Annotated in this window: 26 protein-coding genes; 5 read left to right on the top strand and 21 right to left on the bottom strand. The window is 39.3% G+C overall.

What is annotated here, in order from left to right:
• Positions 1-15 precede the first annotated feature (15 nt).
• On the top strand, positions 16-981 hold the full coding sequence (gene trhO / locus R8923_RS01125; RefSeq protein WP_485870914.1) for an oxygen-dependent tRNA uridine(34) hydroxylase TrhO: 966 nt from the start codon (positions 16-18) through the stop codon (positions 979-981).
• A gap of 36 nt (positions 982-1,017) precedes the next feature.
• Here trhO and fni read toward each other — a convergent pair whose 3' ends face one another.
• Positions 1,018-2,085, bottom strand: a complete 1,068-nt coding sequence (gene fni, locus R8923_RS01120; RefSeq protein ID WP_485870913.1) for a type 2 isopentenyl-diphosphate Delta-isomerase — start codon at positions 2,083-2,085, stop codon at positions 1,018-1,020.
• A complete protein-coding gene (locus R8923_RS01115) occupies positions 2,078-2,464 on the bottom strand; it encodes a DUF1033 family protein (RefSeq protein WP_485870912.1) in 387 nt (128 codons plus the stop codon). Before R8923_RS01115 ends, fni begins: the two co-directional genes overlap by 8 nt.
• Before the next feature lie 129 nt (positions 2,465-2,593).
• On the opposite strand from R8923_RS01115, the gene R8923_RS01110 reads away from it, so the two are divergent.
• The 3 genes from R8923_RS01110 to yidC all read left to right on the top strand — a co-directional run bounded on the left by R8923_RS01110 (position 2,594) and on the right by yidC (position 4,084).
• The gene (locus R8923_RS01110) at positions 2,594-2,875 is read left to right on the top strand and encodes an acylphosphatase (protein WP_485870911.1); all 282 of its coding nucleotides are present in this window, start codon (positions 2,594-2,596) and stop codon (positions 2,873-2,875) included.
• A 71-nt stretch (positions 2,876-2,946) separates the two neighbouring features.
• Positions 2,947-3,216, top strand: a complete 270-nt coding sequence (locus R8923_RS01105) for a hypothetical protein (protein WP_485870910.1) — start codon at positions 2,947-2,949, stop codon at positions 3,214-3,216.
• A gap of 40 nt (positions 3,217-3,256) precedes the next feature.
• A complete protein-coding gene (gene yidC, locus R8923_RS01100; protein WP_485870909.1) occupies positions 3,257-4,084 on the top strand; it encodes a membrane protein insertase YidC in 828 nt (275 codons plus the stop codon).
• A 35-nt stretch (positions 4,085-4,119) separates the two neighbouring features.
• Here yidC and R8923_RS01095 read toward each other — a convergent pair whose 3' ends face one another.
• From R8923_RS01095 to R8923_RS01080, 4 genes are all read right to left on the bottom strand, one after another.
• Positions 4,120-5,589: a HAMP domain-containing sensor histidine kinase gene (locus R8923_RS01095; RefSeq protein ID WP_485870908.1), complete on the bottom strand. Its 1,470-nt coding sequence runs from the start codon at positions 5,587-5,589 to the stop codon at positions 4,120-4,122.
• Positions 5,586-6,266 carry a response regulator transcription factor gene (locus R8923_RS01090; protein WP_485870907.1) on the bottom strand — a complete coding sequence of 227 codons (681 nt, stop codon included), beginning with the start codon at positions 6,264-6,266 and terminating at the stop codon, positions 5,586-5,588. Before R8923_RS01090 ends, R8923_RS01095 begins: the two co-directional genes overlap by 4 nt.
• 430 nt (positions 6,267-6,696) lie before the next feature.
• Positions 6,697-8,112: an NADP-dependent phosphogluconate dehydrogenase gene (gene gndA / locus R8923_RS01085; protein WP_485870906.1), complete on the bottom strand. Its 1,416-nt coding sequence runs from the start codon at positions 8,110-8,112 to the stop codon at positions 6,697-6,699.
• Between the two features lie 127 nt (positions 8,113-8,239).
• The gene (locus R8923_RS01080; RefSeq protein ID WP_485870905.1) at positions 8,240-9,340 is read right to left on the bottom strand and encodes a M20/M25/M40 family metallo-hydrolase; all 1,101 of its coding nucleotides are present in this window, start codon (positions 9,338-9,340) and stop codon (positions 8,240-8,242) included.
• A gap of 108 nt (positions 9,341-9,448) precedes the next feature.
• Here R8923_RS01080 and prli42 point away from each other — a divergent pair, with 108 nt between their 5' ends.
• Positions 9,449-9,544, top strand: a complete 96-nt coding sequence (gene prli42 / locus R8923_RS01075) for a stressosome-associated protein Prli42 (RefSeq protein WP_088809974.1) — start codon at positions 9,449-9,451, stop codon at positions 9,542-9,544.
• Between the two features lie 366 nt (positions 9,545-9,910).
• Here the strand turns inward: prli42 and R8923_RS01070 are convergent, their stop codons facing one another.
• The 15 genes from R8923_RS01070 to R8923_RS01000 form a co-directional block, all read right to left on the bottom strand.
• The gene (locus tag R8923_RS01070; protein ID WP_485870904.1) at positions 9,911-10,156 is read right to left on the bottom strand and encodes a hypothetical protein; all 246 of its coding nucleotides are present in this window, start codon (positions 10,154-10,156) and stop codon (positions 9,911-9,913) included.
• A gap of 81 nt (positions 10,157-10,237) precedes the next feature.
• A complete protein-coding gene (locus R8923_RS01065; RefSeq protein ID WP_485870903.1) occupies positions 10,238-10,648 on the bottom strand; it encodes an Imm6 family immunity protein in 411 nt (136 codons plus the stop codon).
• 264 nt (positions 10,649-10,912) lie between these two features.
• The gene (locus tag R8923_RS01060) at positions 10,913-11,332 is read right to left on the bottom strand and encodes an SMI1/KNR4 family protein (protein ID WP_485870902.1); all 420 of its coding nucleotides are present in this window, start codon (positions 11,330-11,332) and stop codon (positions 10,913-10,915) included.
• A 248-nt stretch (positions 11,333-11,580) separates the two neighbouring features.
• The gene (locus R8923_RS01055) at positions 11,581-12,048 is read right to left on the bottom strand and encodes a DUF6985 domain-containing protein (protein WP_485870901.1); all 468 of its coding nucleotides are present in this window, start codon (positions 12,046-12,048) and stop codon (positions 11,581-11,583) included.
• A 17-nt stretch (positions 12,049-12,065) separates the two neighbouring features.
• A complete protein-coding gene (locus R8923_RS01050; RefSeq protein ID WP_485870900.1) occupies positions 12,066-13,880 on the bottom strand; it encodes an HNH endonuclease in 1,815 nt (604 codons plus the stop codon).
• A 121-nt stretch (positions 13,881-14,001) separates the two neighbouring features.
• Complete coding sequence (locus tag R8923_RS01045; protein ID WP_485870899.1) at positions 14,002-14,949, bottom strand: N-acetylmuramoyl-L-alanine amidase; 948 nt, start codon at positions 14,947-14,949, stop codon at positions 14,002-14,004.
• Positions 14,949-15,206 (bottom strand): phage holin, encoded by a 258-nt coding sequence (locus R8923_RS01040; protein ID WP_485870898.1) that lies wholly within the window; start codon positions 15,204-15,206, stop codon positions 14,949-14,951. Before R8923_RS01040 ends, R8923_RS01045 begins: the two co-directional genes overlap by 1 nt.
• On the bottom strand, positions 15,203-15,454 hold the full coding sequence (locus R8923_RS01035) for a hypothetical protein (protein WP_485870897.1): 252 nt from the start codon (positions 15,452-15,454) through the stop codon (positions 15,203-15,205). Before R8923_RS01035 ends, R8923_RS01040 begins: the two co-directional genes overlap by 4 nt.
• Positions 15,451-15,831: a hypothetical protein gene (locus R8923_RS01030; protein WP_485870896.1), complete on the bottom strand. Its 381-nt coding sequence runs from the start codon at positions 15,829-15,831 to the stop codon at positions 15,451-15,453. Before R8923_RS01030 ends, R8923_RS01035 begins: the two co-directional genes overlap by 4 nt.
• Positions 15,832-15,848: 17 nt before the next feature.
• Positions 15,849-15,980, bottom strand: a complete 132-nt coding sequence (locus R8923_RS01025; protein ID WP_485870895.1) for a hypothetical protein — start codon at positions 15,978-15,980, stop codon at positions 15,849-15,851.
• A gap of 56 nt (positions 15,981-16,036) precedes the next feature.
• Positions 16,037-16,180: an XkdX family protein gene (locus tag R8923_RS01020; protein ID WP_485870894.1), complete on the bottom strand. Its 144-nt coding sequence runs from the start codon at positions 16,178-16,180 to the stop codon at positions 16,037-16,039.
• Positions 16,177-16,536 (bottom strand): hypothetical protein, encoded by a 360-nt coding sequence (locus tag R8923_RS01015; protein WP_485870893.1) that lies wholly within the window; start codon positions 16,534-16,536, stop codon positions 16,177-16,179. The genes R8923_RS01020 and R8923_RS01015 overlap by 4 nt, the downstream gene beginning before the upstream one ends.
• A gap of 16 nt (positions 16,537-16,552) precedes the next feature.
• Positions 16,553-18,256, bottom strand: a complete 1,704-nt coding sequence (locus R8923_RS01010; protein WP_485870892.1) for an SGNH/GDSL hydrolase family protein — start codon at positions 18,254-18,256, stop codon at positions 16,553-16,555.
• Complete coding sequence (locus tag R8923_RS01005; RefSeq protein WP_088838929.1) at positions 18,256-18,522, bottom strand: CCA-adding enzyme; 267 nt, start codon at positions 18,520-18,522, stop codon at positions 18,256-18,258. The genes R8923_RS01010 and R8923_RS01005 overlap by 1 nt, the downstream gene beginning before the upstream one ends.
• A complete protein-coding gene (locus R8923_RS01000) occupies positions 18,519-19,631 on the bottom strand; it encodes a phage tail protein (RefSeq protein WP_485870891.1) in 1,113 nt (370 codons plus the stop codon). The genes R8923_RS01005 and R8923_RS01000 overlap by 4 nt, the downstream gene beginning before the upstream one ends.

Raw genomic sequence — 19,631 nt, 5'->3', positions numbered from 1 at the left:
ATAAGGGTGATAAAAATGAGCGACTATCAAGTGTTGTTATACTACAAATACACGACAATTGATGATCCAGAAACATTCGCAAAACAGCATAGTGCTTTTTGTAAAGAAATTGGATTAAAAGGAAGAATTTTAGTAGCAAATGAAGGGATTAATGGAACAGTTTCGGGCACAAAAGAAGCTGCCAAGCAATATATGGAGCATATGCATGCTGACGCTCGTTTCCAAGACATGGTTTTTAAAATCGATGAAACAGACAAGCATGCCTTTAAAAAAATGCACGTTCGACCACGAACGGAAATTGTATCGCTTCACTTAGAAGATGATGTCAATCCTCTGAAAATTACAGGAAACTATATGGAGCCTGAAGAATTTCGTGAAGCTCTAACTGACCCAGACACTGTTGTTTTAGATGCAAGAAATGATTATGAATTTGATTTAGGACACTTTCGCGGTGCCATCCGTCCAGATATTAAAGCGTTCCGTGATTTACCAGAATGGGTAGAAAAAAATCGCGAAGAGTTCAACGGCAAAAAAATTGTTACTTACTGTACAGGTGGAATACGTTGTGAAAAATTCTCTGGCTGGTTAAAAACGGCAGGATTTGAAGACGTTTCACAACTTCATGGCGGCATTGCTACGTACGGTAAAAATGAAAATACAAAAGGTGATTTGTGGGACGGCATGATGTACGTTTTTGATGAACGTATTTCCGTTCCAATTAACCGGGTTGAGCATCGTATTGTTGGTCGCGATCATTTTGACGGAACACCATGTGAGCGCTATATTAATTGTGCGAATCCTTATTGCAACAAGCAAATTCTCGCTTCAGAAGAAAATGATGAGAAATATTTGCACAGTTGCTCTCATGAATGCCGCATCCACCCAGAAAATCTATATGTGAAAAATCATCACCTTTCTCATGAAGAACTAGAAACTCGCCTTCACGCAATTGGTGAAACATTATCAAAATCTATTCGTTAAATGAAAAAGCAAAAATGCACCTCGCATTTTTGCTTTTTATTTCGCCAACTTTTGAAAATCAATTCCACGAGCCACACAAAAATTTTGTAAATCACCTTTAACAATAAGTGGTGTGTTAGACACTTCTTGCATATTTTTAGCATCAACTAGTACAAATAAAGCTTGCAGATTTTCTTTAAAAAGGGTCAATTTCTGAATAGTTGCTTCCTTCCCTTCTTTTTTAAGAGAATGAAGGACAAGCCCCGCAATACCCGCTGCTTTTGCGCCTAAAATAAAGCATTTCATCATATCAAGTGGCGTTTTAATTCCCCCCGAAGCAATAAACTCCGTACCGCTTAGCACTTGGCGTTTGGCATCGAGCAAAGATTCTGCCGTCGTTAACCCCCACTCTTGCATAAAATTATAGCCTTGATCCCGTCTTCGGTCATTTTCGATTTCTGCAAAATTAGTTCCGCCACGTCCACCAAGATCCACAGTTTGAACACCCAAATCTTTTAAAAGCTGAACAGTTTCAAAACGCATACCAAAGCCGACTTCCTTAACAATAATTGGAATGTTTATTTGCTCCGTATATTTTTTTATTGCCTCCGCCCAGTGCGCAAAATTACGGTCCCCTTCACGCATCACAAGTTCTTGCGCTGGATTAATATGGATTTGTAAAATATTCGCCTCTAGCATATCAATCGCAAACTTAGCTTGGTCAACAGAAATTTCAGGGCTTACATTTGCAAATAAAATACCGTTTGGATGCGTCTTTCGGACAATTTCGTACGTGGGAATTAAATCTGGGTTTGAAAGAGCAGCAGATTGTGACCCGACTGCCATAGCAAGGCCGACTTCACGCGCAATTTCCGCCAAATCTTGGTTGATATTTTTTGTGTGGGCACTCCCACCAGTCATGGCATTAATATAGAAAGGGACATCAAACGTGTGCCCAGCAAATTGTGTTTGTAGTGAAACGTCTTTTACATCTAAGCGCGGAAGTGATGTTCCTAAAATTTGTAGATCTCGAAAAACATATTCCGTCCGCTCATAGTTTTTTAAAGCAAGCGTCACATGTTCATCTTTTCTACGTTCTCTAAGCAGCGCTTCTTTTTTATCCAATTTCTTCCCCACTTTCTTCATTTGAAAACTTGATTTCAAACGGGCTAACCTCGCTAAACCATTTTTCCACCTCCACTTTCGTAGGGGTATAAACAGCATGATTTTTCATTAAAATCAAACCGTGAAATGTTTGAATATCATCCTCACAGTCTTCACAGTAAGCTATCTCATCTTCGTTCCATGCTGCGAAAAGAACATTTTTCTTTAGCGCTTTGTGCGGATAACCTAAAATGAGTTTTTTTGCCAGTTCGCCGTATTTTAAGAATGCCTCTTCTTTTTCTTCAAAAGTAAAGCTTGAAACAATATTTTCTTCCCATTCTTCAAAAAACCACCATGGTTCGTATTCACCTGTTGTTAAAAGCACCTTCCATTCAGTCAATTGAAAACATCTCCCACACTACAGAATAGTTAAATTATAGCAATTGGACTGCGGAAAGTAAATTTTTGAAACTCGAGGGGAAAAGCGCTAAACTAAAGTATATAAGATAAGAGAAGGGTGTGTGTCAAAATGGCAGTTGAAACAGCAATTATTCGAGTGACTGGCTTTGTACAAGGTGTTGGTTTTCGCTATACGACAAAACATGTAGCCTACAAATATGATGTTAGTGGTACTGTTAAAAATTTAGATGATGGTTCTGTTGAGATTTCTGCCCGCGCGGAAAGTGATAAGCTTGAAAAATTTATTGAAGCTGTAAAAAAAGGGCCTTCGCCTAGTGCGCGCATCCAAGAAGTTTTCATCTATAAAGGTGCCCCTGTTCCTGAAACAAAAACTTTTGATATTGTCTATTAAATGGGGCTTGAATTCCAGTACTATTTGAATTATAGTTAAGGAATGAACCGAGAAAGGAGCTGATGCGCGTCATGACAATACTTGTTCAAATGTTTTCAGAGCCTGAGTATGTGTCACTTACTGTCACATTTCTACTTATGCTTGCGCTATTTCGTTTTTGGCCAGTTATTACACTGTTTAAACCTAAAATGTTATCGCGCGCTGAGGCAGTCCATGTTTCTCATTTAACAATTGATACGCAAAAAGAAATGGTAAATGAGCATGTTAGTTTCGTTGTTAATTGGATTGTTGCGACTTTGAAAAAAAGTCAGTCTGATGATGAAGAGAGTCATTGTTCTTAGTTTTATGAGCAGAATGAACTTTTAGGAGGAAATAAGAACAGTGAAGAATAAAAAAATAATACTTATTAGCATGCTTGCAGTGGCGCTACTCGTACTTTCTGGATGTAGCATGGATCCATCGCAAAATCAGGACGGCTTTTTCTATACGTATTTAATTGCGCCGCTTGTTTGGTTTATTCAGTTTGTGGCATCATTCTTTAACGATAATTACGGGATTTCTATCATTATTACAACCCTTATTATTCGTGCCATCATCATGCCGCTTAACCTTCGTACGGCGAAAGCACAAATGTCCATACAGTCAAAAATGGCCGTTGCAAAACCTGAAATTGATGATATTCAAGCGCGGTTAAAACGAGCTGCAACAAAAGAAGAGCAATCGAAAATTCAACAAGAAATGATGACTGTTTACAAAAAATATGATATTAATCCAATGCAAATGGGTTGTTTACCACTACTCATTCAAATGCCGATTTTAATGGCGTTCTACTACGCAATTCGTGGATCTGAAGAAATTGCAAGCCACACCTTCTTATGGTTTAATTTAGGCTCACCAGACACGATTCTAGCCATTATCGCCGGGCTCGTCTATCTTGGTCAATATTTTATTTCCATGATTGGGTATACGCCTGAACAAAAGAAACAAATGCGTATTATGGGGTTACTTTCCCCCGCGATGATTTTATTTATTTCGTTCTCTGCCCCTTCCGCGCTTGCACTATACTGGGCTGTCGGTGGGATTTTCTTAGCTGGTCAAACACTACTTACGAAAAAACTTTATATGAATAAACATCCTGAAGTTAAAGAAATGGCGAAAGAAGAACGTGAATTTGAAAAAATTGTTGAAGAACAAAAGAAACAAAAATAAAAAAGCTGAGGCTCTCGCGGCCTCAGCTTTTTCTACTATTTAGCTACCTTACCATCTTCTTTTACGATGACAGGCAATGTTATTGTAATTTCAGTTCCGTTATCTTCTTCGCTCTTCGCGCTAATTGTGCCTAGATATCCTTCAACGAGTTGTTTGGCAATGGCTAGACCTAAGCCATTTCCTCCTTTTTCACGGCTACGTGCTTTATCTACACGGTAGAAACGGTTAAATACTTTATCAATTTCATCGCTCGAAATTCCGACACCATGGTCACGAATCGAAATATGAATTTTGTCTTTTACTTTGAAAACATTCATATTTACTTCTTTCGCCCCGTCCGAATATTTCACTGCATTATCCATAATAATAATGAGTAGCTGTTCTAAATGATTATGCTGAATCATGGCATGCAGATTTTTTTCTTTCTCTTCTAAAGTAAATGTAAAGTCTTCATACATCACTTCAAAATTACGTCTTACTTGCTCCACAACATCATTCACATTAACAATTTGAAGTTCCTTAGTTTGAGAAACTTGTTCAGCACGTGATAAATCAAGCATTTCTTGTACTAAACGTTTCATGCGAGTTAGTTCGGTTAAAGAAGCATTTAATGATTCATCTAACACTTCAGGATCACTTTTTCCCCAGCGATTGAGCAGTTTCAAGTGACCTTCCATAATTTGTACTGGCGTCCTAAGCTCATGCGAGGCATCTTCTACAAATTGTTTCTGCTGTTCGAAACTTGTTTCAATCCGCGTCATCATGTCGTTAAAAATAACAGTAAGCTCAGTAATCTCGTCACGTGACTTGGATGTTGTTTCAATCCGCTTTTGAAAACCGTTATTGCGAACATCGTTCATTCCTTTCGCAAGTTTTGTTAGTGGGCTTAGGAAATTTTGTGCGAGTAAATAACCTAGCATTCCACTAATAAATAGTGCAACTCCGCCCAAAATGAACATCGTTACAAGTAGCTTGCCCATAATTTTATTGTAGCTTGTTAGTGGATTAATAATTTGAACATAGCCAATAACAGTTGAGTTATCTGTAATGGATGTAATTGGGCCTTGTGAGATCAGCATTTTTTCTCCATTAATCGTGGGCTTACTTGTCACCCGTTCATTAGTTTTCCTGAAATATTGTGTGAAATCATTGTTTGCCGTTTTTTTACTGGCTGTCAAAAAGTACTTTTGAATATATTGCCCATCTGCGTCATAAAGCGCAATGACTTGGTCTTGAATTTTACGACTAATATTAGGATTTTTATCAAAAACTTCAACTAGCAAATCAGTGTTGTCGAGGTTGCCGCTTTTTAGGACTTCATTCGCTGTCGTTTCAGCTAATAACGAATCAACTTTTTGCTCTTCTTCATTTAAAAGCATTTGTCCGATGCCTTGATAAATTGCATAGGAGAACAGGAAAAAGGTCAGGAAAATGGCGGCACTAGCACCAAATGTCCATTTAAACTTTAAAGAACGGCTCTTTAATGAAAAATTACTTGTCGTCATGTACGCATCACATAACCTGTGCCCCGAACAGTCTGAATATAACTTTCCTCATCAGGGTGGTCGATTTTATTCCGTAAATAACGGACATATACGTCCACCACGTTCGTTTCAACTTCAGTTTCGTAACCCCAAACCTTATTTAAAAGCACCTCTCTAGTCAAAACAATGTTGATGTTTTCCATTAAGGTTAAAAGTAACTCGTACTCCCTTTTTGTTAAATCAATAACTTCCTCTCCGCGGCGAACAATGCGACTTTCCTTTTCTACAACTAAATCTCGATACTCAAGTGTTGTTTGTTTTAAGGATTGCTCGGCATTTTCAACACGACGAAGGAGTGAGCGTAAACGCGCAAGAAGTTCTTCTATAGCAAATGGTTTAACAATGTAATCATCTGCTCCGTGATCGAGTCCAGAAACTCGATCAATAACGGAATCTCTAGCTGTTATCATAATAATCGGTGTCTGCTTCACTTGACGAACGCGCCGGCATACCTCTACACCATTTAAATGAGGGAGCATTAAATCAAGTAAAATGGCATCCCATTCTTCTTCAAGTGCAAGTTCTAGTCCAGCTCTTCCGTCATTAGCAACTCTTGTTTCATAGTTTTCATGCTGAAGCTCAAGTTCGATAAAACGCGCTAAATTTTTTTCATCTTCAACGATTAAAATTTTACTCATCTGAAAAAACCTCTCTTTCGGTTTCAAAACATCATACCTATTACTATTGTAACTAACTTTGCAGATAAAACAACTAATAATCCCTTTATGACAACTTTTTTGATAAATTTTTAGCTAATTTTAATAAACCAAACATGATACAGTTAGAGTAACTTGTAAAAACCAGAAGTTTATTGCATGTTTTAGCTTCAAACAAAAACACACCTCAAAGAGATGTGTTTCAGACTGCTGACAAACGACAATCTTCGTTGTTAAAATCTCCGTTCCGATGCTCTCGTACTCGAGTACGCTCCGCTTCGGTACTCGACTTTGCCTAGAATCTCACCATTTGTCAGTAGTCTGGTTTTCGTGGGACGTTTTGTTTTGCGTATACTTTTGGTTTTTCTACAAGCTAAAACACACCTCAAAGAGATGTGTTTAGCAATTCTTTTTATTCGTCAACTTCTGGCCACTCTGTATGGAATACACCAGGTTTATCAACGCGCTCATACGTGTGAGCGCCGAAATAATCGCGTTGTGCTTGGATTAAATTCGCTGGTAGAACTGAAGAGCGATAGCTATCATAGTAGCTGATTGCTGCCGTGAAGGTTGGGACTGGAATTCCAGCTTTCACAGCCTCCGCAACCACTTCACGAAGCGCATTTTGATAGTTATGCGCAATATCTTTAAAATATGGATCTAACAGAAGGTTGCTTAAATGTTTATCATTATTGTAAGCATCTGTTATTTTTTGCAAGAAACGAGCGCGAATAATACAACCCGCACGGAAAATTTTCGCAATTTCCCCGTATTGAAGATCCCACTCATACTCATCACTCGCTGCTTTCATTTGAGCAAACCCTTGGGCATAAGAAGCGATTTTACTGAAGTATAGCGCACGACGTACAGATTCAACAAACGCTTTTTTATCTCCATCAAAATGATAAGTTGGACCGCTTAAAATGGTACTTGCATGTGTCCGTTCATCTTTAAGCGCCGAAATATAGCGCGCGAAAACAGATTCTGTAATAAGCGAAAGCGGCACACCTAAATCAAGCGCACTTTGGCTCGTCCATTTACCTGTACCTTTTTGACCAGCTTTATCTAAAATAACATCCACAATTGGCTTTCCAGTTTCATCATCACGCACAGTTAAAATGTTCTTTGTAATTTCAATTAAGTAGCTATCTAGTTCGCCTTCGTTCCATTCTGCGAAAACGTCTGCTAATTCATCGTGATTTAAACCAACAATATCTTTTAAGATGGTATAGGCTTCTGCAATAAGTTGCATGTCACCATATTCGATGCCGTTATGCACCATTTTAACGTAGTGACCAGCGCCGTCTGGACCAATGTAAGTCACACATGGTTCACCGTTAGCAACCGCTGCGATTTCGCGTAAAATTGGGGCAACTAAATCGTATGCTTTTCTTTGTCCCCCTGGCATAATAGATGGGCCTTTTAGTGCGCCCTCTTCACCACCAGAAACGCCTGTTCCGATGAAGTTGAAACCTTCTTCACTCAATTCTTTGTTGCGACGAATGGTATCTTCAAAGAATGCATTTCCGCCGTCAATTAAAATATCGCCTTCTGTTAGGAAAGGTTTAACCGCATCAATCATCATGTCCGTCGCATTACCTGCTTGAACCATAATCAAAATACGGCGCGGTACTTCAAGTGACTCCACAAACTCCTCTAAACTATAAGTCGGAACTAGTTTTTTATCCGGATTCGCTTCCATAACCGCTTTTGTTTTTTCAGTAGAACGGTTGAAAATCGACACAGTATGCCCGCGACTTTCAATATTTAGTGCAAGGTTACGCCCCATTACACCCATTCCAATAACGCCAATTTCTTGTTTTGCCATATGAAAATTCTTCCCTTCCTCGTATTTTTCAGGCAGAAGTCTCTGTCTTTCATTTTCTTTCAACCACTCTACTATACCAAATATTGGGAACCACAGCAAATGAATGTTTCTAGCCACTCATAACATTTTATAAATTTTTTGAAAAAGAAATTGCTTCCCCAAAATTTTCTCCGGATAAAACAAGGGCTAAAACCAGTTCCGTTAACCTTTCAAGCGTGTTTTCAGAAATTTGTTCATCCTCTGAATGCGGATTTTGATACCCTGCAGATAGAAGTACGGTCACAAGCCCGCGCTCGTTAAAAATACTCGCGTCTGATCCGCCTGCATAAAAAATCTGTTCGCTTTGCCATTTTAAATGGTTTAGCGCCTGTTTTAACAATGCTACACTATGGTGGCGCTCCTCCAAGCGAAAGCCGGGATGTGTGACATGTGACTCCCCTTCCATTTCAACATCGTATTTGATACCCGCCTCAAAAAATAGTTGCTTCACTTCTTCCATGTAGGGCATCAATTCTTCAAGCGGCATATAGCCAGAAAGCACCAACTTCATGAAAACAGTTTCATCAGCATTTTCATTAATCGCACCTTCAAATTGCTTTACCTCATGCTTTATGGCTTGTGGCAAATTGACTTGCTTTAATTTATGGATAATGGCTCTCGCTACATTAATCGCTGAAATTTGCGATTTTTTGAAGTCTTGGATAATTGTAAAATCGAGCACAACATGTGACTCGCCGACAATTTGAAAGGTTCCTACTTTTCCTGGTGCGTCCAGCGAATACCCGAAGCGTGACGTTAGCACACTTAAATCGAGCATTTTCGCCCCTAGCATTCCTACCTCTTCTTGGGTTGAAAAAATGAATTCAAGTGTCCCGTGCTTCGCTTCTGAACTCATTTGTAGCGTGTCGATTAGCTCGAGCATTACAGCGACACCTGCTTTATCATCCGCGCCTAAAAAACCATTTGTGCTTAAGTATACCCCGTTTTGTTTTTGAAGCACCGGAATCTTCCCGTTTGTAGCTGTATCCACGTGGGCATTAAAGAAAAGCGCTGGAAAATGTTCAGCTGTTTTTTCTAAGCGTGCAATAATTCCGCCATCCGATTTAACAAGTATCTCTACATTCCGCTTTTTTAGTTCTGACGCAATATAATCCAGTATTTCCGCTTCGTGATACGACGGAGAATAAATTTGTACGAGCTTTTCAAAAAAATCGGATGCGGTCATCATTTTCTCCTTCTTTCCTTGTTTTTATATAGAATAACATAATTCCGCTTGAACAGTTACTACTATCTTGGTAAAATAAGGTAACAATGTTTCGAGAGGAGCTTACGCTACATGTCCAACAAAAAATTTGTACGTTTTGTGGTCATTCTGATGCTTATCGCCATCGTTCTTTCAAGTGTTATGGCTGGAGTATTAATGTTTCTTTAAAAATTATCACAATCCCCAAAAGCCGGAAGCTCTCCGGCTTTTTTTATACAAAAAAAGAGCAGCACTACAAAGAGTACCACCCAAAACATCTAGGGAGTTTAGGGGTATGGATTTTAAGGAATATTTTTAACCTGAAAAACCCTTTAACATCAATGTTCTGAGAGTTTTAATTTTTTCATCTGCCTACTATTTTTTCTGTTTGGGGCTGAAATGGGGCTGAGACTTTGGATTTTAATTCTTAACATTATGTAGCATTACATAACGTTACATAAAAAAGACCCCGTCCAAAAAGGACGAGGTCAAATGATTTGCATCATCTTTTCCTTTTCCCGTGCCCCTAACTCTTCCTTATATTCTATATATTTTTCACTCATTTAATATTTTTTCTAGCCTAACTTTTTTAATGAAGTTTTTTAGAGCGTCAGATTCATTGTCAAAGTAAGCGATAGAAGTGTCTACAATCGAAGCTCTTTCATCAGCCGCTGCCACAACCCAGCCATTTTCATTTTTATATATTAATACATCATTTGGATTAACAGGACCTTCGTTGAACCAATTATATCCATGTAACTGTTCTTTCAATAAAATCTGCTTTGCTTCTTCTATATTCATAAATCTTTCCTCCTGTACTTGTCAAGAAACCTATAATTAAACAAATTTTAGACCCTCGTTGAGTACACACTTTTTCACTTTTTATAACATATTTCCTCCTACTTGATTTAAGCAATCATTAAAATGTTCTATTATGGAATCTTCTACTAAAGCGATTGGCTCTGGAAAATAGCGAGTCTCCTCGGCTTCATATGCTTTCCTACTAGTATAGGCAACTGCATCAATTATGCAGCTCCAGATATTATTATCTTTATCTAATTTCGCTGAGTATTGAATTGAAACAAGTCCTTCACTTTCGTCATCTAATAAGTTATATAGATATTCTCCATCTTTTTCCTTGTTTTTCAACCAATTCCAACATGCTTCAATACAAAAAGTTGCATAGCTTTGATATTCTTTTGTTGAAAAATAAGGAATTAAATTTTCACTTGTTTTTAATAAATGCTCGACTTTTTCATAACTATTCAAAGCGTAAAATTTTTCTGTGTCCATTTCTCATAACCTCCTTAATCTATATGTTTCCCATTTCGCACTATGAAGTTGGCTCTTCCAGAAACTTTAACAGTTTCATCAAGTTTGCTTGTAAATTACAGATGAAGTCACGCCTAGAATAAAATAAATAATCCATAACGACAAAATAATGTCTGTTACGGATTATTTCATAATTGAATAGGCTCCTGCTTCCTTAAAAATATCTAGTTTGAGTTATTCACCACTAATACTGTTTACAAAAGAGTGGGTATCTTTTCAGTGAAATTACATATTTTCAATCATATCATTAATTCTATCCAGTAGATATATTTCAAAATTCTGATAGGCAACGCTACCTTCTAATTCCCCCTGAGACCACATAACAACTTTATTTGTTTTTGAGTCTAGACAATAAACCCATTCATCACAATTTTCAATGACGATTAAATCTTTCGGTAAACCATACGAACGATATTTTAGAGTCTCACTAACAAAAGCCATTTTCCCATTCTTTCCTACTCCTAAAATTTCTATTCCTCCAATGCTCCCATGTCCAAACTTTTTCAAAAACCATTTATATGCATCCGAAATAATAATCCCAAGTTCACTTTCAGCCTCTGTCAACGTTTCTTCATTTACTTTAGCATATGTAAAATCGCCTATTATCTCATTCTTTTTAATTATCTTATATAAATTATCGTACATTTATTTCCCTCCTATAAAGTAAGATAAAGTTGATTCTTTTAAAGTCATTCAGTTACATGCAATTTTGCTTTGTTTTTTAGAGTTAAGCACACTACAAACTAACACATTTACTAGTTAAAGCTTTATCACTTTAGGGATATAACCTATCTACATTACTAGTAAAAGATTTTCTTCATCGCCCTCAGAATCTGGCAAAATAGAAGTGTTTATGAAATAGATTTTTTTATATTCGTCTTAAAGAGTTATCCTTAGATTGCGACATCCTGATAGCCTACTTTTATCACTTCTTCATCACTTAATCGCAAGCCTAATCCATTCTCAGAATCCCATGTACAATCAAAACTTATACCTATACTTCTTCCACCATATATTTCTCCATAAGGAACCTTTATTCCCACTAATGTAATATGATTTAATAGTTCTCCTGTTGTAGAGATATTTGGATAGTCTTCATTTAGTTCAACATCATATCCACGGTTTTTTCTTTCTTCTCTATAATAATCTAAAATAGGATTCAATAACGTCTTTTGGACATCAGTCCAATTATCCATAAACACCTTATAGGCGTCATATTGTTCTTTTTCAAATTCTGCATCTTCATCTCCTGCGATTAAAATAACTATCTCAACTTCTTTACCATAAAAGTCAATTTTGCTATCTTTTGACCAAGAATAATCAAATTCTAACTGTCCAAAAATTTCATCATTAATTTTCATACATAAAACTCCTTATCCTATTTTATAAATGCGCCTGTATTTATTTCCCCCACTCCGCCAAGATGACCAAACGAACTATTAATTTCCGATGGTACAAGTTGTATTGTCTTGCAGTCGTTTAGTTCATGCCAAGTTAAGTTGTTTTTCACCCTATATTTTTCAATATCAGATGGCTTTATATTACCAGGCTCCATACCAAATGATTTAGCCAGTTCTGATGAATTATTCAGTTCTTTCGCTAATTTTGAATTTGCTTGCTGAAAATTTAAATCTCTAGCTTTATTACCCATTGTTCCTTTTCCACCAAGCATATGATCAATTTCAACTTCTGCTTTAGAGAACGGGGTAAAATCGGGAACGCCATTCTTATAGGTAACGCCACCTACACCCGCATCTTTTAACAAACTTTCTAATTTTGAGTCTGGGGGTGGTTTTAAGGTACATAGCGATTCTCCTCGTGCGCCCTCAAATTGAACTTTTTTATTACCAACTGCAGGTGTCTGACCTATGCGCGTTTCATATGAACTAGTAAATTCCATTTGCTTAAATGCAGTCGGCACACCATTTGCAGTCCCACCAGCTCCTTTTATTATACCATCCGCCTGTTTTCCTTTACCACTCAAGTTCACGTCAAATTTCTGGAGGATGTCTTTGAGGTTTTCCGTCCCTTGTGTGATTTGGGATGGGGCTTGGGTTGGGATGCCGCCCATTCCGGCTAAGGCTAGGTTTTGCCTTGGAGGCAAATTGAGGGAGCCTTTCATGGTTGTCGCGGTTTGCCCCACTTTGTCTAAACCTTGGATGCCTTTTTGGGTGGCGCTTTGTAAGGCGTCTTGGGTGACGTTTTTTAGGCTCTTGATGCGTGTGCGTATTTGGGTTTGGCCGATTTTTGTGATGTCGCCGAGTTGGGTTGGGGCGCTTTTTACTCCGTGCACGAATGTATCGCTTAGGCTCGCTAAACGGCTTCCTGTGCGCATGGTTTGTACGCCGCCAGATAGGGCTTTGACGCCGGGCAAGACGTCGAGTAAGGCAAAACTTCCGCGCATCGCGCGTTCGGAGGTATCAAGCTCGCGGCCGCTTACCCAGTCTTTTCCTGTAAGCGCGGTGCCCATTTCGAGGACGCCGTAAGTGGCACCAAGGGCTAGACCGGCTGGAGGGCAGAAGACGGCAACCCCGATAATGACCACTGTGGCGGCGATGTTCACCCAAAATTCTTGCTTCTGTTGTTCGTCTTTGATGGACGTATAGGTGAAGGCGCGGGAATTTAGCATCGCGGCTTGAAAGTCTTGGCGGCTGACGTCTTCCCCTTTATGGGTCTTTTTCCACGCATCAAACTGCGCTTTCATTTGATTCGCATAAAATGCGCTCCCGCTGAATAAATCGTCGAGGCTTACTTTGCTTTTCGGGACTTCGACTTGTTTTTGTGTGGAACTGTTGACAAATTCCATGCTTGTTCTTGTTGCGCCGATGCGGTTTTCCGTTGTGAAAGTGGTGGCATCTAGGTTGCGCATGCCTTCCACAAAATCATCTAGCTTTTCATAAAAGGGGCGGTCGATCGTATTTTTGACGATTTCGCCGATTTGGTCGGAAAAGCGGTAGAGGACATCGAAATCTTCAAAAAGCTCTTGGTACTGGGCTTTTTGGTCCGTATGTTGGAAGGAGATGGCGCCGTCTGAATCATATGTACGAATATCTTTTTCTACTTCTTCTAAATTCTTGGAAGCATCCTTTAAACAGTCGATTGCACCCTTTCCCCAAGCACCCTTCCCGATGAGGTTGCCGATGCTTTTTTTCGCTTTTTCAAAGTCATCTTCCTGATAATGTATATCTTTCATTAAAAAATTCACCTCCTGTCTTTCTAGTTTAACATAGAAAAAAATAGTATGCGGATGATTTGTGAATTTTCGATAGAAATACATAAAAAAAACGCCCCATCCTGAAGGATGAGGCGAAGGGTTATTTAAGCCAATAAGTCGTTGTGTAAAATATTTTTTTCTGTTTTAAAAAATACGCTGATTTCAAGCCGTTTCTCGTAGGATAATGCTTCAATTTCGCTCCGGGTTTATATGTCAAAACTTGACCGCCATTCAATTCTTCGTTATCCCAAAAAATCGCGAAGGCTTTCACAGTTGCACTAATCTGCCCTTTTCTGTTCGGCTTCCCTACTTTAGTTAGAAAACTATGGTAAACATAGCCAAGCGTCATTTTCCCGTTGACATTAACATACGTTTTATACCAATATTTTGAATGTTTCCGGACTTTAATTTTGGTACCCGACTTCCACAATCTAATTGGAGTTTGTCCCTTGAATTTCGCATTCGGTAAGAGAGGCGCAACGTCCTGCACTTTTGCGGCAATGGCGTTTGGGTTCTTGACTTTTCCATTTGCCACATTCTTCAAATCCTTTTCAAATTGATCTTTTGAAATCCCCCACTGTCTCAAATAGCCATAGGGATCTGTATGCGTAGTTCCTCCGAGCTTTGCGCGTATCCAGTCATGCGATTTAATCCCGCGATTTCCTACACCACTTCCGCTATCCAACGTGATGGGAATACCCGCCTCTTTAGCCAAATTAACCAGTAATTGGCAATAAGCTGTATAGTCTTTTTGGAAAGTCGCCTTATCTTTTGCACGACAGAGTTCCACTTGAGCATAGGCGTAGGCGTTTCCTTTCGAACCACATCCCCAGCTCGCATAGCCAGTAGGTGCAATCTGAACCACGCGTCCGCCACCTCCTACAAAATGCGTCACAAATGCATTTTGCCAATTTCGGGACATATAAGCCACTTCGTTATCAATTGTTGAGTTAGGGTTTGATGTCTCATGTGCGACGATAAAGTTTTTGGCTTTTAATTTTGTTTTTGGTAGACCATTTATAAATTTCTTTTCAACTTTATAACTCATTACTCTTCACCTCGTGTTTTTTCATAATCAAGCACTTGTGAGCTGTCTGAGCTTCCTTTTGTGGTTGGGTCGATGACTAGCCCCCAAAGCGCAAATAATCCCGTCACGACTGTAATAAGACGTTGTAGCAATTCGTTATAGTCCCACATGATACCAAATACGTATAATGTAGACTGAATAACAAAAAGGATAGCTGCAATCATTGCAACTACCCAAGTCTTGTTTTTAAAACGTACTTTCCAGTTGATTTTTTTCATTTTTGACCACTCCTTAGATTTTTATTTTCGGCTCGTAAAAGGTTAATTTCATCTTTCAACTTTCCCACTTCCGCTTTCAACTCGTTGATTTGGTCTTTGTACTCGGCTAAAATGGTTTTCATTTCTGCTGTAAATATCGCTTCAACATCAAGTTTAGACTTTTTACGAATGCCTAAATAGCCAAAAACTGCTGCAAGCGCTGACGAGAATAAAGTTCCGATTAATCCTAGAATAGCTGCTCCGCTCATCTGTAGTCCCCCGTTCGTAATTCGTAGTACATAAACATTAGAATAGTGAGAATGAGCAACCATGCAGAGTTTTGACTCCCTAAAAGCTCTCTTGTAAAAAAAGAAAAGAAGTAGAAAGACCATAGCGTGAAGGTAGCAACGGCTGAAATTTGTTTGAGTTTGAATTTTTGTTCAACACTAGAATAAGCGTATAGAACTCCTAATGTTACAAATATACCACCCATCCACATATCGTCTAAGACATTGATAACGAACCCGAATGGACCTTCTACATTCAAAAAATGCGGGTGAATAAGGATATACATCCCGTAAAGAAAAGTCTGAATAGACAGCATCACCGGAAAAAGGGCTTTGCGTTTTTGCAACAGCTGAATCATCTCATCACCTCCATCTATCATTTTATATTTTTCGTCAAAGTCTCGTGCACCGTAGCAATTAAGCGCCGCGCACTGGAGCTATTCTTCTCGTTCACGCCTTTTACGGTGACTATAATTACTAAATCACCATCTTTGAAACTCGCTTGCAACTCAAACCCTCCTCCTCACTTTTAGACTTGTCTAAGTTGCAAAATAAAAAAGAAGCTCACTTCGTGTAAGCTTCTCCTGTGATTTCCTGGTATTCCCTTTCGGTTATGGTGCCAAATCCCACAAATTTTGCGACATCCTCCTTGGTGTACATGCCCCAGTCGTAGAATATTTTAATATCTCGCGCTTTTGGATAATTCATTCCGTCTCCACTCCCTCCAACTTTTTCAAACGCTCGTCTAGATCCGCTTGTGAAAAAGCAGACTGGGCGTTCATCTGTTTCAGTTGCTCTGTAACATGATTTTGTTCGGCTAACTGCATCATGAGAGCCGCGTTTTGTTGCTTCATCAAGTCAAAATCCGTAGGCTTCTGAGTATCCTGAATGATTTTTGCTTGCTTTTCTTCATCCAAAACTGCAACACCATCGACCACCTGAACGCAATCAACATTAGTAATTAGCGATTTCTCCGTTTCAATTTGTTGAAAGCCCTCTTGTTCTGAAAGGCTCCATTCTGTTACATAGCCACTGTCCGTGACTTTTACATAAGCTTGTACCATTTCATCCTCCTCCTTTTTATACGTAGTCAATTTTGGTTATCACCCAACCGCTGCTAGGCGCTTGCGAATTTGCGGCTGTACCCGTTAAGGTTCCTGTTGTGCCGCTTATCGAAAAAATAATTTCTTTTTTCTCGCCGTCAGGTGAAGACGGCATTGGGGACCAGCAAATTTCACCTAAGTTCCGCTCTATGAGCGATTTAGAAACAAAAAATTCATGATGCCCGTACGTCAGGGCACCCGTTCCGGGCGTATAGCGAACTACTTCAATCCATAGCCCGTCCATCATTTTGGAATGGTCCCACGAGTAGCTCTGACCATCAAATAAGTAAATCCCTGTTGACGTGAGAATATTTTTCCTTTGATAAAAAGAGTCTGTATAGCCTTTCGCATTGGACTCCGCTAGATTCGCTTTATTTTGCGACCCTTGAGGGGTCTCCTTCGCATTCCAAGCTGTCCGCTCGCTCGCTAAAATATGCCGCGTAGTATCCGCTACATGCGTATCGAGCTGCAATTTAACAGGTGTTACGTCATCACGGACAGACATTTCCGTTTCCAAGAAGCGGACAATGAGCGCGCTGTATTTAGCATAACCGTCATTATTTGGGTGTAACCCGTCGCGCGTGTACAAATCGAAGGTATACTTACCTAATCCCGATTCACGGAATAAATCTAACGCGGGAGCGCCGTAATAGCCTCCCAGTGTGATAATACCATCGGAAATAAATTCGTGTTTTTCCATATCCCTTGTTTTGTTTTGAAGAGGTGTCATCAAGTAAATATTCACACTTGGGAAGTTTGAGCGAATATATTCCAATATAGCGCGTAAAGCTCCCAGAGACGTTGTCGTATCCCACGTTTCATCAGAAATCCCTCCCGCGTCTCCTAGTTGAACATTAAAGCCTACATCGTTTGTGCCGCAAGCGATGATTACGGCGTCAACGCCCGTCAAATCATATTCTTCCATGACGATTTTTTTATACAAGTAAAGCTCTTCTGCGCCTACTTTCGTGTTTTTCGCGAGCGTCATATTCCCAATACCTTCATTAACGACCTCTGCGCCCGCTTCACGAAGATAGGTCTGGTATCCTCGGAACAATACACCGTTAATCGTCTGCCCGTCCTGCCAAGTTATGCTATCGCCAAACGTAATTAGTTTTAGTCCGTTCAGCGAACTTGGTTTTTTAAGCCACGGGATCGAAACCTTATACTCCGTATAGATTTGTTTATCTGCCGACAAAGTCAACATGTATTTATTGAGTGTGGTTGTGGTAACAACCGCTCTGAAATATTCCGCTTTTTCTGGAACAGGGCAGGTATACCAATTTGGCGATGCTGAGGTGATAAAACGTGCATAACCCACATATTTAAAATTAGCATCGTAGAAACAACCAGCTGTATTAAAGGCATAGTTACAGCCTAATACGCTAGCGCCTTTTACACGTATATATTCACTGATATTTGCCCCAACGGCCGTGACGACCTCCCCCGTGAGATTAGTGATTGAGACATCTTGAGTTATCGTAGCAGGATTGAAATAGTTGGAAACGATGGCGCCTTCCAAGTCTTCCGGTCTTATCGGGAGATTTTTACTCACAACCTCAGCAGGGCTTAAAATATCGTCTACGCCGATAGCCTTTTCTAGTCTGTCCCAGTTTTCATTTATTTTCATGCGCCATGATGCGCCTTGTATAGCATTATCTTGTCTGTTTAATTTTTCCATTATACTGTTCCTCCTTCCTCTACTTTTTCAGTTGAGAGCAAACCTTCATCGTCTACGATGAGTTTAAATAATAAGCCTGATGGCGAAGTTAATATATAGGACAGTTCTGGATTTACAGCTAAAGAGTCCAATTTCTGTTTATCTACTGCACTCATCAATCCGTTAGCGTCTGCTGTCGCCTCGTTCAGTCCGTCAATTGCCTGTTTATGTGTTTTTGCATAAAATTGCTCTCCGGCTTTATTTTTCAAAAAAATAATTTTTGTCACGTTACTTCACCTACCACATCGCCGCTTAAAGCGGTATTTGCAATCCCTGTCACTTGTTTAACTTCGTAACGGGTGCTTTCAAGACGCGTATTCATGTTGTTATAGCGTTTATGTGCTTGACGCTGAATATCAACCATATCCGCTAATTTATTGTCAAAGCCGACATCTGGTGGCTTGTTCGTATACGGGTGGTACCCCGTATACCGTTCTAAACTCAGCATACTTTCGTAGCCCATCGTTTCGTGGATAAAAAAAAGCTGTTCATTTTCGCTAATCTCCTCATCACCTGTATACGTTATTTCTAAAGAAGTCTCGGGTACGTCAAGTATTTTAGTCTTGAGATATTCCATAAGCGGCTGCGCATAATAAAAACGGTCGTCCGTTACAGGTTCGGCTTTACGCCGTCCATATTTATTTGCATTTGGCGATAAATAAACCGCTTCTACAACCGTTCCATTTTCTTTCGTTGCGCCAAAACCTTTAATATACGTCTTTAGATTGTACGTATTTGAGTACAATTTCACGTTGTCGGTATTAAACTGATAACGCAAATCTTTACCCTTATATTCGTCCCACTCCTCTTTTGAATAAATCACTAGATGCTTGTTATTTGCGAAAAAAATACCTCCGAATTTTTCGGCGGCAGTTTGCACAAATTCTAATAATGATTGTTGCCCGACTCCCGAAAAAGAGACAGTTGGAAAATCCCCCCTCGTCTCAATCGTATAGCCCAGCTCTTGCCCTGTATTGCCAAATGCCAAATATTGTGAAATCGTATAGACTCGTTCGGGCTCCACTTTGTCATAATTGACGTGGTCTGCACAGCCAAATGAGATATGCTGCGCAGCAATTTCTTTAAATTGAACGTCACCCTGCTGCTGAGGATTACACTCTTTGATTGTGTAAGTCTCCCCTTTCCAAATCAAAAAGGCTTCTTCTGAAAGCCCTTTGTAAACGCCGCTGTTGCGATTCGTTAAATAAACCGTAAGATGAATATTTCGTTTGACGTTTTTTTCATATTCGTATCGAAATGAGTCAGGGTCAAAATCGATAAGATGTTCTTCAATCGTACCCGAATAATTTCTATATAAAATATCTCCTTTTTCCAC

It is taken from the genome of Listeria tempestatis (genome assembly GCF_963575625.1).
Classification (GTDB): Bacteria; Bacillota; Bacilli; order Lactobacillales; family Listeriaceae; genus Listeria; species Listeria tempestatis.
Note: the sequence above shows the minus strand (reverse complement) of the source record. Positions and strands in the feature narration are given on the sequence as shown.

Bases quoted from the DNA above. Each gene is read 5' to 3' on its own strand.
- R8923_RS01110 (WP_485870911.1), top strand. From the start codon at position 2,594: ATGGCAGTTGAAACAGCAATTATTCGAGTGACTGGCTTTGTACAAGGT.
- R8923_RS01045 (WP_485870899.1), bottom strand. From the start codon at position 14,949: ATGAGTTATAAAGTTGAAAAGAAATTTATAAATGGTCTACCAAAAACA.
- R8923_RS01070 (WP_485870904.1), bottom strand. From the start codon at position 10,156: ATGAATATAGAAGAAGCAAAGCAGATTTTATTGAAAGAACAGTTACAT.
- R8923_RS01050 (WP_485870900.1), bottom strand. From the start codon at position 13,880: ATGAAAGATATACATTATCAGGAAGATGACTTTGAAAAAGCGAAAAAA.
- R8923_RS01090 (WP_485870907.1), bottom strand. From the start codon at position 6,266: ATGAGTAAAATTTTAATCGTTGAAGATGAAAAAAATTTAGCGCGTTTT.
- R8923_RS01010 (WP_485870892.1), bottom strand. From the start codon at position 18,256: ATGGAAAAATTAAACAGACAAGATAATGCTATACAAGGCGCATCATGG.
- R8923_RS01030 (WP_485870896.1), bottom strand. From the start codon at position 15,831: ATGATTCAGCTGTTGCAAAAACGCAAAGCCCTTTTTCCGGTGATGCTG.
- prli42 (WP_088809974.1), top strand. From the start codon at position 9,449: ATGTCCAACAAAAAATTTGTACGTTTTGTGGTCATTCTGATGCTTATC.
- R8923_RS01055 (WP_485870901.1), bottom strand. From the start codon at position 12,048: ATGAAAATTAATGATGAAATTTTTGGACAGTTAGAATTTGATTATTCT.
- R8923_RS01105 (WP_485870910.1), top strand. From the start codon at position 2,947: ATGACAATACTTGTTCAAATGTTTTCAGAGCCTGAGTATGTGTCACTT.
- R8923_RS01080 (WP_485870905.1), bottom strand. From the start codon at position 9,340: ATGATGACCGCATCCGATTTTTTTGAAAAGCTCGTACAAATTTATTCT.
- R8923_RS01065 (WP_485870903.1), bottom strand. From the start codon at position 10,648: ATGGACACAGAAAAATTTTACGCTTTGAATAGTTATGAAAAAGTCGAG.
- gndA (WP_485870906.1), bottom strand. From the start codon at position 8,112: ATGGCAAAACAAGAAATTGGCGTTATTGGAATGGGTGTAATGGGGCGT.
- trhO (WP_485870914.1), top strand. From the start codon at position 16: ATGAGCGACTATCAAGTGTTGTTATACTACAAATACACGACAATTGAT.
- R8923_RS01040 (WP_485870898.1), bottom strand. From the start codon at position 15,206: ATGAAAAAAATCAACTGGAAAGTACGTTTTAAAAACAAGACTTGGGTA.
- R8923_RS01095 (WP_485870908.1), bottom strand. From the start codon at position 5,589: ATGACGACAAGTAATTTTTCATTAAAGAGCCGTTCTTTAAAGTTTAAA.
- R8923_RS01060 (WP_485870902.1), bottom strand. From the start codon at position 11,332: ATGTACGATAATTTATATAAGATAATTAAAAAGAATGAGATAATAGGC.
- R8923_RS01020 (WP_485870894.1), bottom strand. From the start codon at position 16,180: ATGAATTATCCAAAAGCGCGAGATATTAAAATATTCTACGACTGGGGC.
- R8923_RS01015 (WP_485870893.1), bottom strand. From the start codon at position 16,536: ATGGTACAAGCTTATGTAAAAGTCACGGACAGTGGCTATGTAACAGAA.
- R8923_RS01035 (WP_485870897.1), bottom strand. From the start codon at position 15,454: ATGAGCGGAGCAGCTATTCTAGGATTAATCGGAACTTTATTCTCGTCA.